The sequence below is a fragment of the Dyella sp. KRB-257 genome (assembly GCF_049445995.1).
Classification (GTDB): domain Bacteria; phylum Pseudomonadota; class Gammaproteobacteria; order Xanthomonadales; family Rhodanobacteraceae; genus Dyella_A.
On record NZ_JBMSDZ010000004.1, the window covers coordinates 1 to 15,643 of the forward strand.

At 69.9% G+C, this 15,643-nt stretch carries 13 protein-coding genes; 4 read left to right on the forward strand and 9 right to left on the reverse strand.

What is annotated here, in order from left to right; all coding sequences use genetic code 11:
- Positions 1-267: 267 nt before the first annotated feature.
- Positions 268-1,287, forward strand: a complete 1,020-nt coding sequence (locus ACO2Q2_RS03930) for a TonB family protein (protein WP_423254471.1) — start codon at positions 268-270, stop codon at positions 1,285-1,287.
- 101 nt (positions 1,288-1,388) lie between these two features.
- Here ACO2Q2_RS03930 and ACO2Q2_RS03935 read toward each other — a convergent pair whose 3' ends face one another.
- A complete protein-coding gene (locus tag ACO2Q2_RS03935) occupies positions 1,389-2,678 on the reverse strand; it encodes a serine hydrolase domain-containing protein (protein ID WP_423254472.1) in 1,290 nt (429 codons plus the stop codon).
- 200 nt (positions 2,679-2,878) lie between these two features.
- Complete coding sequence (locus tag ACO2Q2_RS03940) at positions 2,879-4,465, reverse strand: GMC family oxidoreductase (protein WP_423254473.1); 1,587 nt, start codon at positions 4,463-4,465, stop codon at positions 2,879-2,881.
- A gap of 74 nt (positions 4,466-4,539) precedes the next feature.
- Between ACO2Q2_RS03940 and ACO2Q2_RS03945 the strand changes: the two genes are divergently transcribed.
- On the forward strand, positions 4,540-5,853 hold the full coding sequence (locus ACO2Q2_RS03945) for an NTP/NDP exchange transporter (RefSeq protein WP_423254474.1): 1,314 nt from the start codon (positions 4,540-4,542) through the stop codon (positions 5,851-5,853).
- Positions 5,854-5,868: 15 nt separating this feature from the next.
- Here ACO2Q2_RS03945 and ACO2Q2_RS03950 read toward each other — a convergent pair whose 3' ends face one another.
- The 3 genes from ACO2Q2_RS03950 to mtgA form a co-directional block, all read right to left on the reverse strand.
- Positions 5,869-6,297: a CBS domain-containing protein gene (locus ACO2Q2_RS03950; RefSeq protein ID WP_423254475.1), complete on the reverse strand. Its 429-nt coding sequence runs from the start codon at positions 6,295-6,297 to the stop codon at positions 5,869-5,871.
- Between the two features lie 384 nt (positions 6,298-6,681).
- Entirely contained in the window at positions 6,682-7,611 is a 930-nt protein-coding gene (locus tag ACO2Q2_RS03955) for a glycosyltransferase family 2 protein (protein ID WP_423254476.1), read from the reverse strand.
- A 71-nt stretch (positions 7,612-7,682) separates the two neighbouring features.
- Positions 7,683-8,423 (reverse strand): monofunctional biosynthetic peptidoglycan transglycosylase, encoded by a 741-nt coding sequence (gene mtgA / locus ACO2Q2_RS03960; RefSeq protein ID WP_423254477.1) that lies wholly within the window; start codon positions 8,421-8,423, stop codon positions 7,683-7,685.
- 157 nt (positions 8,424-8,580) lie between these two features.
- Between mtgA and ACO2Q2_RS03965 the strand changes: the two genes are divergently transcribed.
- Positions 8,581-9,480, forward strand: coding sequence for an Hsp33 family molecular chaperone HslO (locus tag ACO2Q2_RS03965; protein ID WP_423254478.1), 900 nt, complete (start codon positions 8,581-8,583; stop codon positions 9,478-9,480).
- A gap of 13 nt (positions 9,481-9,493) precedes the next feature.
- Here ACO2Q2_RS03965 and ACO2Q2_RS03970 read toward each other — a convergent pair whose 3' ends face one another.
- The gene (locus tag ACO2Q2_RS03970; RefSeq protein ID WP_423254479.1) at positions 9,494-12,424 is read right to left on the reverse strand and encodes a bifunctional diguanylate cyclase/phosphodiesterase; all 2,931 of its coding nucleotides are present in this window, start codon (positions 12,422-12,424) and stop codon (positions 9,494-9,496) included.
- Positions 12,425-12,662: 238 nt separating this feature from the next.
- Here ACO2Q2_RS03970 and ACO2Q2_RS03975 point away from each other — a divergent pair, with 238 nt between their 5' ends.
- Positions 12,663-13,571, forward strand: a complete 909-nt coding sequence (locus tag ACO2Q2_RS03975) for a hypothetical protein (protein WP_423254480.1) — start codon at positions 12,663-12,665, stop codon at positions 13,569-13,571.
- 87 nt (positions 13,572-13,658) lie between these two features.
- Here the strand turns inward: ACO2Q2_RS03975 and ACO2Q2_RS03980 are convergent, their stop codons facing one another.
- Genes ACO2Q2_RS03980 through ACO2Q2_RS03990 form a run of 3 tightly spaced genes read right to left on the reverse strand, consistent with a single transcriptional unit; the run spans position 13,659 to position 15,566 of the window.
- Positions 13,659-14,567: a DUF4097 family beta strand repeat-containing protein gene (locus ACO2Q2_RS03980; RefSeq protein WP_423254481.1), complete on the reverse strand. Its 909-nt coding sequence runs from the start codon at positions 14,565-14,567 to the stop codon at positions 13,659-13,661.
- A 16-nt stretch (positions 14,568-14,583) separates the two neighbouring features.
- Positions 14,584-15,018 (reverse strand): hypothetical protein, encoded by a 435-nt coding sequence (locus ACO2Q2_RS03985; protein ID WP_423254482.1) that lies wholly within the window; start codon positions 15,016-15,018, stop codon positions 14,584-14,586.
- Positions 15,015-15,566 (reverse strand): RNA polymerase sigma factor, encoded by a 552-nt coding sequence (locus ACO2Q2_RS03990; RefSeq protein ID WP_423254483.1) that lies wholly within the window; start codon positions 15,564-15,566, stop codon positions 15,015-15,017. Before ACO2Q2_RS03990 ends, ACO2Q2_RS03985 begins: the two co-directional genes overlap by 4 nt.
- Positions 15,567-15,643: the final 77 nt, after the last annotated feature.

Sequence of the window (15,643 nt, forward strand, 5' to 3'; positions counted from 1 at the left end):
ACCTCGGCGATCAAGCCTGCCCGTTCCACCTCACGTTGCGTCATCCCCACCTCCACGGTCACCCCCTCGACGGAAAAGGGGACACTTGTAACTTGCAGGAAGGGGACACTACTAACTGGCAGCTACACCGCCCTGCCACGTGTTTGCCGTCACACCGCAATGCGGTTACCTTCTGCACATCCGCGCCGCGGCTGACCTGGGGAAGGCGTCGCTCCTGGATTCACGGGGGGAAAAGCGCGGGTATCTGATGCCACTCAGCGAGAGATCATGGATACCCGAATCACACTCGAGGCGCGCGCGCGCGCGGGGGGGGCCGTCCGGCCCGTTACGCTGGTTGCGGTCGCCGTCATCGTCGTGCTGGCCATCGCCTCATGGTTTCTGATCATCCGGCCGCATGAGGAACTGGTGCTGTCGGACGCCGGCGGCCACCCCTCGACGCCGGTGACGCCCGGCACGGTCGCCGCACCGCCGCCTGCCAACGTCGAGGCTATGGGCACCGACCAGCTGCTGAGCGAAGCGCGCAAGGCGATGAACGAGCAGCGCTACCTGGCCCCGGCCGGCAACAACGCCTTCGAGTTCTATCTGAAGGCGCTCGAGCGCCAGCCCGGCAACGCGGTGGCGACCGACGCCCTGCGCGAGACGTTCCCGTTCGCCGCCGATGCGGCCGAACAGGCGATCAATGCGCGCAACTTCAACGAGGCGCAGCGCGAGATCGACCTGCTGGCGAAAGCCGATCCGACCAACTTCACGCTGACCATCCTGCGCTCCAAACTCGACGCGCAGCGCAAGCTGCAGGACAAGGAGCAGCAGCAGGCGACGGAGCAGGAGCGCCAGCAGCAGCTCGCGGCGCAGAAAGCCGCCGAAGAGAAGGCGGCCGCGGAGAAGGCGGCCGAGGCGCAGCAGGCATCCACCACGACGCCCAGGAGTTCCGCTGCCGGTTCGACGCGCAACACGGCGTCCAGTCAGGGCGCGGAGACGCCGGTCGCGCCGGCTGCGGCTCCGGCCGCGCCGGTCCTCACTCCGGCCGTGCTGATCCGCAGCGTCAATCCGCGTTATCCGACCCAGGCGCAGCGCTCCCGCACCGAAGGTTATGTGGTGCTGAGTTTCACCGTCACGGCGGAGGGGCGCACCTCCAACATCAAGGTGACCAACTCGCAGCCCCGGCACGTGTTCGACCGGGCCGCCATCGACGCGGTGCAGCGCTGGGAGTTCAAGCCCGCCACCCGCAACGGTGAGCCGGTGGAGGTCACGCTCACCAACCGGATCAACTTCATCCTCGGCCAGTAGTCCTGAAACGGACCGGTCCGGCATCGGAGACGGCTGGCCCGACGGCCGGCCGTTTTTTCCGGGCGTCTGCGTCGCCGCGCGGAGTCACGCCGATCGACGGTTCACCGATGGCGGCGATGCCCTGTGCGCAGCCGCTGCTTGCGGATTGGCCGGACGGTACGCGGCGGGCTTTCCAGTCCGGCCCAGTCCACATGGGGCAGCGCGAGCAGGCGGTCGAACATCATCGGCATCAGGCCTGAAGGCGTGGCGCCGGCCGAGTTCCACATGGTCACGATGCCGGTGTGGTACTTCGGCAGGAAGCCGATCATGGTGCGATAACCCTCCACCGCGCCGGCGTGGAAGATCATCGTCTCGCCGCCGTAGGTGAACACGCGCCAGCCCAGTGCGTAGTGCGCCGCGGTGATTCGCGCGCGGCGCCAGGGCGTGGAATGCATCTCGACCGGCGTGGCGATGCCGGGGGCGTGCAGCACGGCGAGCAGTTCGGCGGGCAGCACGTCGGGTCGTCCACCCATCTGCGCGATCAGCCACTGCTCCATGTCACGCAGGCTGGCGTTGACGCCGGCGGCCGGAGCGACGCGGTAGTAGGCCTCGTTGGGTTCGAACGGCCGCCACTTGCCGTGGCCGATGGCGCGGTGCGGATGCGCCCAGCTCGGGCTTGCCTCCAGCGCTGCGCGGCCGTAGCTGGCGGTCTTCATGCCCAGCGGATAGAACAGCCGCTTGTCGACCAGACGGTAGAAGAAGTCCCCGGTCCTGGCATAGATCACGTCGCCGATCAGGCTGAAGGCCACGTTCTGGTAGCCGTAGCACTGGCCGACGTCGCAGGCCATGTCGATCGCGTCGAGCTTGCGCACCAGCTCTTCGTAGGGGACGTCGTCCTCGAGCATGTTGTCGTAGGTATTGCGGGGCAGGCCCACACGCTGGCCGAGAATGTCGCCGACGGTCACCTGCTCGGCCGCCTGCATGTCCTTGAGCTTGAAGAACGGCAGCACATCGACCAGGCGCGTGTCCCAGCCCAGCTTGCCGTCGCGCACCAGCAGCGCGGTGAGGCCGGTGGCGAAGGCCTTGGACAGCGACGCCAGCCGGAACACGGTCCCGGGCCGGATCGGCTCTCCGGTGGTGGCGTTGGCATAGCCCAGGGTGTATTCGAACGCCACCTTGTCGTTCACCACCACCGCGGTGGCCAGACCGGCGACCGAACGGCGGCGCGCGAGTTCGTCCAGCCAGTGGCGGTAGTCGGTCAGGGCCTGTTTCACCCGCGCGGGCGGCAATTGCGCCGAGGGCGTGTTCGAAACCACCTTGGTCGGTGTGGTCTGGTGGGGCATGGCGTGGCCGGGCGCGGCCGCGAAGACGAGGGCGCTGGCGAGCGCGAGGGACAGTGGACGGAACGGCATGCTGCTCTGGAATGCGCTCGGCGTGACGCGGCCGAAGAATGGGGGAATGCCGGCAGGCCGGTCATGCTTCTTGACGTTCGATTGTGGTCGACTTCGCCCGCCGCGACAACGAGCCGGTCATGCCGCGGCACCGCAACGTCCTGAACGTCCTGGTGCGATCGGACCGCGCGCGGCACGGCCGGTTCCGCGTCGCTTGCGGCTCAGTCCGGCAGGCCCTGCAGCAGCGCGCTGGCCCGCTCGGCGATCATGATCGTGGGCGCGTTGGTATTGCCGGTGGGCAGGCTGGGCATCACCGAGGCATCGATCACCCGCAGCCCCTCGATGCCGTGCACGCGCAGCTCGCCGTCCACCACCGCGCCGGCGTCCCGACCCATGCGGCAGGTGCCGACCGGGTGATAGATCGACTCGGCCTTGCGCCGGATGAAGGCCTCGAACTCGGCATCGCTGTGCAGCTCGCGCTCCGGGAACACCGGCTTGCCGCGATACGGGTCGAACGCGCCCTGCGCCAGGATTTCGCGCGACAGCCGGGCCGCCTCGACCATCCGCGCCATGTCGTGGCCCTCGCCGTCACCCAGGTAGTTGGCGTGGATGGCGATCGGCCGCGCCGGGTCGGCCGACTGCAGCCGCAGGCGCCCGCGGCTGTGTGGATGCAGGTAGCACGCGTGCAGGGTGTAGCCGTCGCCGGGCAGGCGGTGGCGGCCGTGGTCGTCGAGCAGGGCGGGCACGAAGTGGAACTGCAGGTCGCAGCGCTCGTCGGTGGCCAGCCGGCTGCGCACGAAGCCGCCGGCCTCGGCGATGTTCGAGGTGCCCGGCCCCTGCCGCCGGGTGAGGTAGCGCCAGCCGACGGCCAGCTCGTTGAGGTGGTCGTAGGTGATCTTCCGCGTGCTGCCGACCAGGGTGCAGATGTCCAGGTGATCCTGCAGGTTGGCGCCGACGCCGGGAAGGTCCTGCGCGACGGGGATGTCGTGCGCGCGCAGCTGTTCGGCCGGGCCGATGCCCGAAAGCATCAGCAGTTGCGGCGAGTTGATCGCGCCGGCGGCCAGCAGCACCCGGCTCGCCTCGATGCGTTCGCTGCCGTGCCCGCGACGCAGCTGCACGCCGACCGCGCGGTGGCCGTCGATCAGCACGCGCTCCACCAGCACGCCGGTGCGCACGTGCAGGTTGGGCCGATCGTGCACCGGCCGCAGGAAGCCCGTCGCGGTGGAGCAGCGCGCGCCGTCGCGCTGGGTCACCTGGTACAGGCCGAAGCCTTGCTGCGCGACGCCGTTGAAATCCTCGTTGCGCGCGAAACCGGCGCCGCTGGCGGCGTCGATCAGCGTGTCCGACAGCACGTTGTGGTAGCGCAGGTCGGACACGCCCAGCGGGCCGCCGGCGCCGTGCAGGGCGCTGGCGCCGCGGCTGTTGTCCTCGCTGTGCACGAACCAGGGCAGCACGTGCTCCCAGCGCCAGCGCTGGTCGCCGCACGCCTCGGCCCAGCGGTCGTAGTCGCCGGCCACGCCGCGGATGTAGCACATCGCATTGATCGAGCTGGAGCCACCCAGCGTCCTGCCGCGCGGCCACCACAGGCGCCGGCCGAGCAGCTGCGGTTCCGGCTCGGTGTCGTAGTTCCAGTTCACGCTGCGCAGCTTCACCAGCCGGGCCAGCCCGGCCGGCATGTGGATCAGCGGATGCCAGTCGCGCGGGCCGGCCTCCAGCAGCAGCACGCGCGTGTGCGGATTCGCGCTCAGCCGGTGGGCCAGTACGCAGCCGGCCGAGCCGGCACCCACGATGACGCAGTCGTAGTTCATCCCCATCCCCCGGCACCGGAAGGCACCCGCACGGTGCATGCTAGTCTTTGCCGGACCCACGCTGGAACATCCCGGTGACTGCATCCCCCAAGGCCACCGCGAGCGAGCGCCGCGCCGCGGCACTGTCGGCCGTCGCCTTTTTCTTCGTGCTGTCCTCGTACTACATCATGCGGCCGGTGCGCGACCAGTTGAGCGGGGCGGTCGGCTCGGCGCAGTTGCCGTTGTTCTACCTCGGCACGTTCGTCGCGATGCTGGTGCTGACCCCGGTGTTCGGCGCCATGGTGGCGCGCTTTCCCCGCCGCCGCCTGCTCGGCTGGAGCTACTGCTTCTTCATCGCCTGCCTGATCGCCTTCGTGCCGGCCTTCCTGGCGCAGGCGCGGATCGGCGTGCGCGAGCTGGGCGTGGTGTTCTTCATCTGGGTCAGCGTGTTCAACCTGTTCGTGGTGTCGCTGTTCTGGAGCTTCATGGCCGACATCTTCGACAGCGTGCAGGCGCGGCGCTCGTTTCCGCTGATCGCGCTGGGCGGCATGGCCGGTGCGGTGTTCGGCCCCGTGGTCACCAGCCTGTTGGTGGGATGGCTGGGCGTGGCGCCCTTGCTGGTGGTGTCGGCGCTGATGCTGGCCGTGGCGCTGGCCCTGCTGCTGCGCCTGTCCACCCACGATGCCGCGGGGCGTGCCTCGCGCGTCGATGCGGCCATCGGCGGGTCGCTGTGGGCCGGCGTGCGCGAGCTGTGGTCGCGACCGTTCCTGCGCTACATGGCGATCCTGATGCTGCTGGGCGACGGCATCGGCACGCTGGCCTATGCGCTGGTGGCCGACTACGCGAAGTCGCATTTCGTGGACAGCGCGGCGCGCACCGCGTTCTACGCGCATCAGGATCTGGCGGTGAACGGGCTCGGCGCCCTGCTGCAACTGACCGCGACGCGCTGGCTGCTCACGCGCTGGGGCGCCGGCTGGGGCCTGGTGCTGCCGGCGCTGGTGAACCTGGTGCTGCTGGTGATGGTGATGATCGGCGGCCACGGCAGTGTGGCGGTGCTCGGCGTGTCACTGCCGCTGGTGGCGGTGATGCAGGTGGTGACCCGCGGCGTCGGCTACGGCATGACCAAGCCGGCGGCGGACGCGCTGTACACCCGGGTGCCGCGCGAGACGCGCTACAAGGGCAAGAATTTCATCGAGACCACGGTGTGGCGCTTCGGCGATCTGGTGGTTACCAGCGGCGTCAGCGTGCTGGGCACCGCGGGCATCGGGGTGGGCGGCATGGCCTTCGTCGGGGTGGTGGTGTCGGCCGCCGCCACCTGGGTGGCGCGTCGCGTGGGCCGTTCGCCGGATCTGCTGCCGGAGTCGCCGGCTGTCGTGCCGGAACAACCGGCCGATGCGCCGCCGAGGTGAACCCGCGCGGCCGGCTCAGCTGGTGATGTACCGCTGCAGCTGCTCGATCTGCTCGGCCTGCTCGTCGATCACCGCCTTCACCAGGTCGCCGATCGAGATCACGCCTACCACGGTGTTGCCTTCGAGCACCGGCAGGTGGCGGATGCGGCTGTGCGTGCACAGGCGCATGCATTCGAGCACCTCGGTGTCCGGCCCCACAGTGACCGGCGGCGCGCTCATGATCTCGCTGACCGTGGTGTCCGCCGAGGATCGCCCCTGCAGGATCACCTTGCGCGCGTAGTCGCGCTCCGAAACGATGCCCACCAGCTGCTCGCCGCGCATCACCAGCAGCGCGCCGACGCGGCGTTCGGCCATCAGGCGGATGGCGTCCAGCACGGCGGCGTCGGGCGCCACCGCGTGCACCGTCCTGCCCTTGATCTCCAGCAGATGCTTGACCTGACTCATAGCGGCCTCCGGCACGTGGACTGGGCCAGAGTCTAGCAGCCTGTCGGACTTTGCTCGGCCGGGCTGCGAATCCGTCTGTGCGGTCCCTATTTCCGCCGCTTCTTGACCCATAGAACCACTATGGGCCGGCGAAGCGGCGAAAATCTGTCCTCGCACAGCCGAATTCTCGCCTCGACCAGCAAAGCCCGACAGGCTGCTAGCGCCGCGGCCTGCCCGTGGATGTTGCAGTGCCGTGAACCGCTGCGACTCAGATGAGACACTCAAATTCAGCACCATCCGTAACTGTAGGAGCGCACCCCGTGCGCGAATGCTCTTCGTGACGTCGCCAAGAGCAGTCGCGCACGGGTGCGCTCCTACATGTTTCGATAGTTCTGTGTCGCCGCACTAGCGATCAGCGCGGCGGCGTTCGGCCACGAAGTACAGCGGCCGCCGCTTGCTCTCGGCGTAGTTGCGGCCCAGGTACTCGCCGATCACGCCCAGCGCCAGCAGCTGCACGCCGCCGAGGAACAGGATCACCACCATCAGCGTCGGGTAGCCGCGCACCGGATCGCCCCACAGCAGCGCCTTGGCCAGCACCCACAGGCTGTAGACGAAGGCGAATGCCGCCGTGCCCAGGCCCACCCAGGTGGCCAGCCGCAGCGGTGCGGTGGAGAACGAGGTGATGCCTTCGATCGCCAGATGGGTCAGTCGCCAGTAGTTCCACTTGGTGTCGCCGGCGAGGCGCGGGTCGCGTTCGTAGCGGATCGCGGTCTGCCGGTAGCCGATCCAGGCGAACAGCCCCTTCATGAAGCGCTGGCGTTCGCGCAGCTGGCCGAGCGCGTCGAGCGCGCGGCGCGAGAGCAGGCGGAAGTCGCCGGTGTCGCGCGGCAGCGGCGTGTCGGACAGCCGCTCCATCACGCGGTAGAACGCCGCCGCGGTGAGGCGCTTGAGCGTGCTCTCGCCGGAGCGCGCGCTGCGCGTGGCGTAGACCACGTCGTAGCCGGCCCGCCACGGCTCGATCAGCGCGGGGATCAGCTCGGGCGGGTCCTGCAGGTCGGCATCGATCACCACCGCCGCGCCTTCGCCCACCGCGTCGAGCCCGGCGGTGAGCGCGGCCTCCTTGCCGAAGTTGCGCGACAGCCGCAGGCCGCCCACGCGCGCGTCGCTGCAGTAGCCGCCGATCCGTGTCCAGGTGTCGTCCTGGCTGCCGTCGTCGACGTAGAGCACGTCGGTGGCCACGGCCAGGCCGTCGACCACGACCATGAGCCGCGCATGGAAGGCATCGAGCACGCGCGATTCGTTGTAGGCGGGAACGACGATGGTCAGCTCGGGCATGGCGTTCGGCCGTGGTGTCGGGAGGGAAACTGCGTGGGGCAAGGATGCCGGATCTTGCTGACGGGGAACTTTCATCGCAGCCCGGTACTCGCCGGCGGCCTGTCGCTGTCGAGATAGGCCGGCCCGCCGAGCCGCGCCATCTGGCGCTGGATCCAGTCCGCGCGGCGCATCACGTAGGCGCTGGGCCGGTCGGCGTGCAGCCGCCGCGGGCTGGGCAGCACGGCGGCCAGTCGGGCCGCCTGCGCCGGACCGAGGCGGGCCGGTGGCGCGTGGAAGTAGGCATCGCTGGCCGCGCCCACGCCGTAGATGCCGTCGCCCAGCTCGGCGATGTTCATGTACACCTCCAGGATGCGCCGCTTCGGCCAGGTGATCTCCAGCAGCACGGTGAAATACGCCTCCAGCCCCTTGCGCACGAAGCTGCGGCCGTTCCACAGGAACAGGTTCTTCGCCGTCTGCTGGCTGATCGTGCTGGCGCCGCGCAGGCGCCTGCCCTCGTCGGCGGCGTCCAGCGCATCCTGGATCTGGTCGAAATCGAAGCCGTGGTGGAACGGGAATTTCTGGTCCTCGCCGGCTACCATCGCCAGCGGTACCCACGGCGACACCCGCGACCACGGCACCCAGCGGTGGCGCAGTTCGAAACCCTTCTCGCCGTGCACCCAGGCGCCGACCTGGCGCTCCATCATCACCGCCGAGGTCCACGGCGGCACGAAGCGCAGCACCAGCACGAGGAGCCAGCTCAGCGCGATCCAGCTCAGGGCGAGCAGTCCGGTCCAGCGCAGCAGGCGGCGGGCGAGTCGGGGGCGCAGGTGCATGGCCAGGCGGCGGCAGAATCCCAAGTATAGAGAACCTCGAAAAACTCGGAACAAGGAGCGGTTTTTCGAGGTTCCCTGCAGCGATGCGCGGCGGCGCCGTTGCGCGGCGTGTCCGCCGCCCCCACATCGCGTGGCTGTCCTGTTCGCGAGGTTGTCCGTGGAAACCACCCTGGTCGAAGACGTGTTGCACCGCTTCGTGCTCGAACGCGCCGGCGTGCGCGGCGTGCTGGTGCGCCTGGGCGCGGCGTGGCGCGAGGTGGCCGGTCGCGCCGGCTACCCGCCGCCGCTGCGCGACCTGCTCGGCCAGTCGCTGGCGGCCAGCGCGCTGCTGACCGGCAACATCAAGTTCGACGGCGCGCTGTCGATCGAACTCAAGAGCGCCGGTGCGCTGCGCCTGCTGTTCACCGAATGCACCGACCGCGGCCGCCTGCGCGGGCTGGCGCGCTGGAGCGATCCGCTGCCCGCGCCGCTGGCGCTGTCCGAGCTGCCTGGCGCGGTGATGGCGATCACCATCGGTCAGGCCGAACGCGGCCAGCGCTACCAGGGTCTGGTCGACCTGCGGCATGCCGGTCTCGCCGCGGCGCTGGAAAACTATTTCGCGCAGTCCGAGCAGCTGCCGGCGCGCATCCTGCTGGCGGCCGATGGCGGGCACGTGGTCGGCCTGATGCTGCAGCAGCTGCCCGGCGAGGGCGGCCACGACGCGGTGAAGGACGACGACGCGTGGACGCGCATCGAGCATCTCACCGCCACGCTCGGCGCGGCGGAAATGCTGGCCACCGCGCCCGAGCAGTTGCTGTTCCGGCTGTACCACGAGGAGCAGGTGCGGCTGTTCGAGCCGCGTCCGCTGGCGTTCGGCTGCAGCTGCACGCGCGAGCGGGTGTCGACCATGCTGCGCGCGCTGGGACGCGAGGAAGTGGAGGCCGCGCTGGTCGCCCGCGACGGCGAGATCGAGGTGATCTGCGAGTTCTGCGCGCAGCGCTATACCTTCGATCCGATCGATGCCGAGCATCTGCTGCGCGACACCGGCAGCACCGACGCGCCCACCACTGCGCAGTGATCGGGCGGGCCGCTCAGCCGATCGCCGGCAGCAGGTGCGTGGGCGCGTGCGGCCCCAGCCATTCGGCCGTCGGTCGCGCGGTGGAGAACAGGAAGCCCTGCGCGTAGCGCGTGCCGATGCGCAGCAGCGCCTGGCGCTGGTACTCCTCCTCGATGCCTTCGGCGATCACCTGCATGCGCAGCGAGTCGGCCAGCACCTGGATCCCGCGCACCACCGCCAGCCCCTGGTTGCTGTCCAGCTCGGCCAGGTCCGACGGCAGCTCGGTGATGAAGGAGCGGTCGATCTTCAGCGTCTGGATCGGGTACTGGTGCAGATAGCTGAGCGAGGAGTAGCCGGTGCCGAAATCGTCCAGCGAGATCAGGATGCCGCGCCGGCGCAGGTTCTCCAGCATGCGCTTCACCTGCGGCGGGTTCTCCAGCAGGGCGCGCTCGGTCACCTCGATGCGGATGCTTTGGGCGGCCACGCCGTGGCGCTCCATCGCGGCGAGCAGGCGCTCGTCCAGATCCGTCAGGCGGAAGTGGCGGCCGGACACGTTGATGCTGACGAAGCCCTCGCCGCGGGTCAGCGCGGTAGTCTGCGCGAACACCTGCTCGAAGATCTGCCAGTCGATGGATTCCGAGCAGCCGCTTTCCTCGGCCACGATTAGGAAATCGCCCGGCATCAGCACGCCGCGCTCGGGATGGTTCCAGCGCAGCAGCGCCTCGAAGCCGACGATGCGGCCGTCCTCGATCGCCACCACCGGCTGGTAGTACGGCACGAATTCGTTGCGCGACAGCGCGCGGCGCAGGTCGCCCTCCATCTCCAGCAGGGACAGCGCCTCGTGGCGCAGCCGGTCGTCGAACAGCGCGGCGCGGTGGCGGCCGTCGTCCTTGGCGCTGTACATCGCCGCGTCGGCGTCGCGCAGCAGTTCTTCGGGCTGCTGGTAGTGCATGGAGGGCAGCGCGATGCCGATCGAGGCGGAGGTGAAGATCTCCTTGATGCCGAGCCGGAACGGCACCTGCAGTTCAGCGATGATGCGCTCGGCGATCTGCAGCGGCATGTCGCTATCGGTGATGCCGTCCAGCAGCACGGCGAACTCGTCGCCGCCCAGGCGCGCCACCAGGTCGCGCGTCTTCAGGCAGGCGCGGATGCGCCCGCCCACCTGGAACAGCAGGTCGTCGCCGACCAGGTGGCCGACCGAGTCGTTGATCACCTTGAAGCGGTCCAGGTCGATGAACAGCACCGCGAACAGCCGCTGCGGATCGGCCTTGTACTGGTTCAGCGCGTGGTCCAGGCGCTGCAGCAGCAGGGTGCGGTTGGGCAGGCCGGTGAGCGAGTCGTGCAGGGTTTCGTACTTGAGCCGGCGTTCGACGCGCTCGCGCTCGGCGATCTGCTCGCGCAGGTCGCGGTTGGCCAGGGCCAGCGCGCGGGTGCGCTCGTCCACGCGCCGTTCCAGGCTGGCGTAGGCCTGTTTCAGCGACTCGTTGGTGTGCTTGCGCTGCAGCGCGTTGGCGATGTGGTAGCTGACGAAGGTGAGCAGTTCCTGGTCGCGCTCGGTGTAGGTGTGCTCGGGCGTGTAGCTCTGCACCGCCAGCACGCCCATCACCCGCTCGTTCCACACCAGCGGCACGCCGAGCCAGCACACCGAGCGCGCGCCGAACTGGTGGATCTCGCCCAGTGCCACCAGCCGGTCGATCTCGTCCGGATCGGCCAGCAGCGGCTTGCCGTGGCGCAGCACGTACTCGGTGGCGCCGCGGCCGTGGCTGCGCGGCGGGCGCACGCTGTCGACCTCGTCCACCGAGTAGGGAAAGGTGATCTGCTTGCCGTCGTCGTCGAGCAGCGCGATGTAGAAATTGCGGGCGTAGATCAGGCCGCTGATGATGCGGTGGACCGCCGCATAGAAACCCTCGAGGCTTTCCGGCGCGCTGGCCATTTCGGCGATGCGGAACAGCGCCGCCTGCAGGCGTTCGCCGCGCTGGCGCTGCAGCACCTGCTGGCGCAGCACGCGGTTGGCTTCGCGCAGCGCCGCGGTGCGGTCGGTGACGCGGCGTTCCAGCTCGGCGTGGGCCACGCGGCGCTCGATCGCGGTCTGTACGTGCTGCGCCACGTAGCTGAGCAGTTCGCGGTCGTTCTGCGTGTAGCGCGTGTCGTCGCGATAGCTCTGCATCACGATACCGCCGACCACGTGGCCGTCGCGCATCAGCGGCACGCCCAGCCAGTGCTCGCAGCGGGGACCGATCGGCACCAGCCGCTCCTGCAGGATCTTCGAGACCTCCTCGATCGAGCCCATGATCGGCTGGCCGGCCTTGAGCAGGTTCCACGTCAGGCTGTACTCCATGTCCTTCAGCGGCACGCTCTCGTCGGGCGAGGGCGGTTCGCGGTCCACCGTGTCGACGTAATAGGGGAAGCGCACGCTGTCGGTGGCCGCGTCGTAGAGCGCGATGTAGAAATTTTCGGCGTACATCAGGCTGCCGACGATGCCGTGCAGGGCGCGCATCATGTCCGGCATGTCGTGGTCGGTGCCGGCCTGTTCGGCGATCGCATACAGCGCGCGCTGCAGGCGCTCGGCCTGTGCCAGCCGCGAAATGGCTTCGTACAGTCGCGACGTCTCGGCGAGCTGGCGCAGGCGCGAGCCGATGATGCGCCCCAGCCATGCCAGCTCGGCTTCCGCCGTGGCCGACATCGGTGCGACCGGGCATTCCAGGGTTAGCGTGCGCAGCCCCTGCGGATCGTCGGCCAGATCGAGCTGGCGCAGGCCCGGATCGGGCGTCCAGACATCGCCGTGCAGGCGCCAGCGCAGGCGCCCCGGGATGCCCAGGCCGGTGACCAGCAGACGCTCGCCGATCTCCATCACGCTGGCGGCATCGGTGGCGGCGAACAAGTGCTCGATGGCGCCATGCAGCGCGATGGCCCGGGTGCCGCTTCGGTCGGTTCCGGACCCGCTCTGGGTGGACGCAAAGCTCATCGAGATGGGTGAATCCGGCATGAAGAAACTACGAGCGGCCTTTATATCGTGCCGGTAACGCTTTGTCGCTGGCTGTTGGCGGCATGCGGACCCGGAACCCGGCGCCCGCGGAATGGTCCAAGGCCGCGTCCCGCCCGCACGATTTTGTGCGCCAGGCCAGTTTTGCGGGCTGTTAGCAAAACGTAAAGCGGGCTATAATCCCGCCACGTTTCGACCTCCGGATCGCCTTTTCACCGCCATGCGTCGCCTGCTTGCCGTTGCCGTCACCATCCTCCTGCCGCTCTCCGCGGCCGCGCAGGCATGGCCGGGCGACGCCCATGACATGGCCATGCGCCTGCTCGCACAGCCGCCTGATCGGATGGCCGAAGTGCAGCCCGGGGTGGCGGTGCCGCTGTGGCGCGGGGCCGATGGACGCACGCTGATGCTGCGGACAGACGAGCGTCCTGCGGGCAGCCTTGCCGCCGATGCGCCGCTGACCTTCAGCGCGGTCGATGCGGGCAAGGTGCAGTCCAGCACACTGCAGTACACGCTCGCTCCTTCATTGCAGGCGCATGCCGGCGTGGTGGAGCATGCCTGGGGCAATACCCCCTACCGCGTGCTCGGCAGTGAGGTCGGCGCCACCTACAGCACCGGTCGCTACAGTCTGGACTTGAGTGTGGGCGCGGACACCGCCAACGGGGCGGTGCGCCTGCCCCGTGTGTTGCCGGGCGCACTACCTGGCGTGAACGGGCTGTCCTCGTTCGGCAGCAGCGCGCAGGTCAGCGCGCGCGGCCGCGTGGCGCTGGACGGTCGCAGCGGCATCGATCTGGGCGCCAGCATGGGCCGCATCCACCTGCTGCCGGGCAACCTGCTCGGCGTGGACATGCTCGACCAGAAGGCGCTGAGCTTCGGCGTGGACCGCGGTCCGCTGAGCGGCAGCCTGGTGGGCCGGGTGATGCGGCCGTCAGCCGGCCTTCCCGGTGCCTACGGCCCGGATCGCCGCTGGAGCAGCATCGATTTCGGCGTGACCTGGAAGCTGCCGTGGCAGGGCCAGCTGAGCGTGGGCGCGCAGAACCTATGGTCGTCGGGGGGCTCGACCAACACGCCCGCCGGTCCGGAGCCGGACCAGTCGCGCACGCCGTACGTGCAGTACCACCAGGATCTCTGATTCCCGCGTCGCGGCATGCGGCGGGCCGCCCAACGGAAAACGCCGTCGCCATCGCGACGGCGTTTTCGTATGCGCCAGGGTAGGACCTCAGTCGCCCTGGCGGCGGATCCGCACGTCGCCGCTGAAGCTCTCGATGCCGACGCGGGCGCTGCCGCCGCCCTGCCGCACGCGGAGCTCGCTGCCCGGACCGTGTTCCCTGTGCTCGGCCTTGCCGAAGGCGCTGCGCAGGTCGCCGCTGAAGCTGCTGGCGTGGATGGTGGCCGAGACATCGGCCGGCAGGGTCAGTTGCACGTCGCCGCTCATGCTGTCGATGTCCATGCGTCCGCTGGCGGCCACGCCCCCTGCGACATCCGCATCGCCGGATACCGTGCTCAGCGTGAAGCTGCGCCACGGACCGCCACGCGCCTGCACCCGGCCGGATACCGTTTGCAGCCTGGCCCGGTCGCCCAGCGCGGGCGCGAGGATGTCGCCGCTGACGGTCTGCAGTTCGGCGTGGTCGGCCCGTCCGGACTGCTCGATGCTGCCGCTCACGCTGTCGACCTGCAGCGTGGGCGTGCGGGCGTGGATGCGCACCCTGCCGCTGACCGAGTCGACCTCGATCGCGCCGCCGTCGATGCCATCGACGCTCAGCGGCGCACTGACCACCTGCACGTCCAGCGAGGCGCCGCGCGGCACCTGCACGGCGAGCGTGGTCGGACCCATGGCGTTGTCGCTGCCCCAGCTGAACAGGCCGCTCGTGCCACGTGCCCGCACCTTGATCTGCAGGTCGCTGTCCGACCCGCTGATCGCCAGCGGCTGGGCGCCGTCGCCCAGGCTGCCGCCGACGTGCACCTCGTTGCGGTCCCAGGCGGTGACGGTGACCTCGCCCTTGATGTTGCCGATAGTGACGTGGACCGTTGGCGTGGCCGGATGCGAGAGATCCAGCGGTGTGTCGGCGCAGGCGAGGCCGGCGTACAGCAGCGTGGCGAGGGGGAGGTGGCGCAGTGCGGTTCGCATGGTGTTCTCCATCGCGTCAGCCGGCGTCGCGGCCGAGCTGGCGCAGTCGTGATTCTTGCTGTTCGGTGCGCTCGAGCAGGCGCTGCAGCGCCGCCGAATCCGGGGATTGCTGCAGTGCCTGGCGCAGCTCGTATTGGGCGGCGGTGAGTTCGATCGCCGCGCCGGCCAGGCGCGGATCGTCGGGCTTCCATGCCGGCACGGCGGCCAGGTCGGCCCAGACCGGCGCGGTCGCCGGGGGCAGCCGGGTCAGGCCGACGGCCAGTACCGTGACGGCGGCCAGGCCCACCGCGAACAGCCAGGCCGTGCGCGACGATGCGGCGATGCGCGCGTGCGGGCCGGATGCCGGCACAGGGTGCTCAAGCGCGCGCTCGATGTCCGCCCACAGGTCGCGGCGCGGCGCCCGCGGCTGGCGCAGCTCGCGCAGCTGGCGGCGCCATTCGAAGTCGTTCATGCGGTTTCTCCCAGCAGCTTGCGCAGCAGCGCGCGGGCGCGGTGCAGTTGCGCCTTGGAGGTGCCGACGGCCATGTCCAGTTCCCGGCCGATGTCCTCGTGTTTCCAGCCTTCGATGTCGTGCAGTACCAGCACCGCCCGCGCGCGCGGCGGCAGCGTGGCGATGGCGCGTTCCAGCTCGTCGCGCGCGGCGGCGCAGAACGGCGTGTCGCCGGGTTCGGGCAGCGACTCGTCGCCCATGAGGCCGACCGGATCGGCGTGGCGCGCGCGGATGTCCATCAGTGCCACGTTCACCGCCAGCCGGTACAGCCAGGTGCCGAAGGCGCTGTCGTGGCGAAATCCGGCGAGCTTCTGCCAGGCCCGCACGAAGGCATCCTGGGTGAGGTCTTCGGCCCGCGCGTGGTCGTAGCCGGCCAGCCGCAGCACGGCGCCGTGGATGCGCCCGACATGGCGGCGATACAGCCGCTGGAACGCGGCGCGATCCCCCCCGGCGGCGGCGCGCGCGTCCTCCGTGTCGGCAGTCGCCGGTGCGGTCGACGCAGGCGTCATCGGGTATCCGGTGGCGAGGCAGGCGGTGGGCATCTTGCCAGCTCAGATGCGCCGCCGCGCGAAAAGGTTTGCAGCGG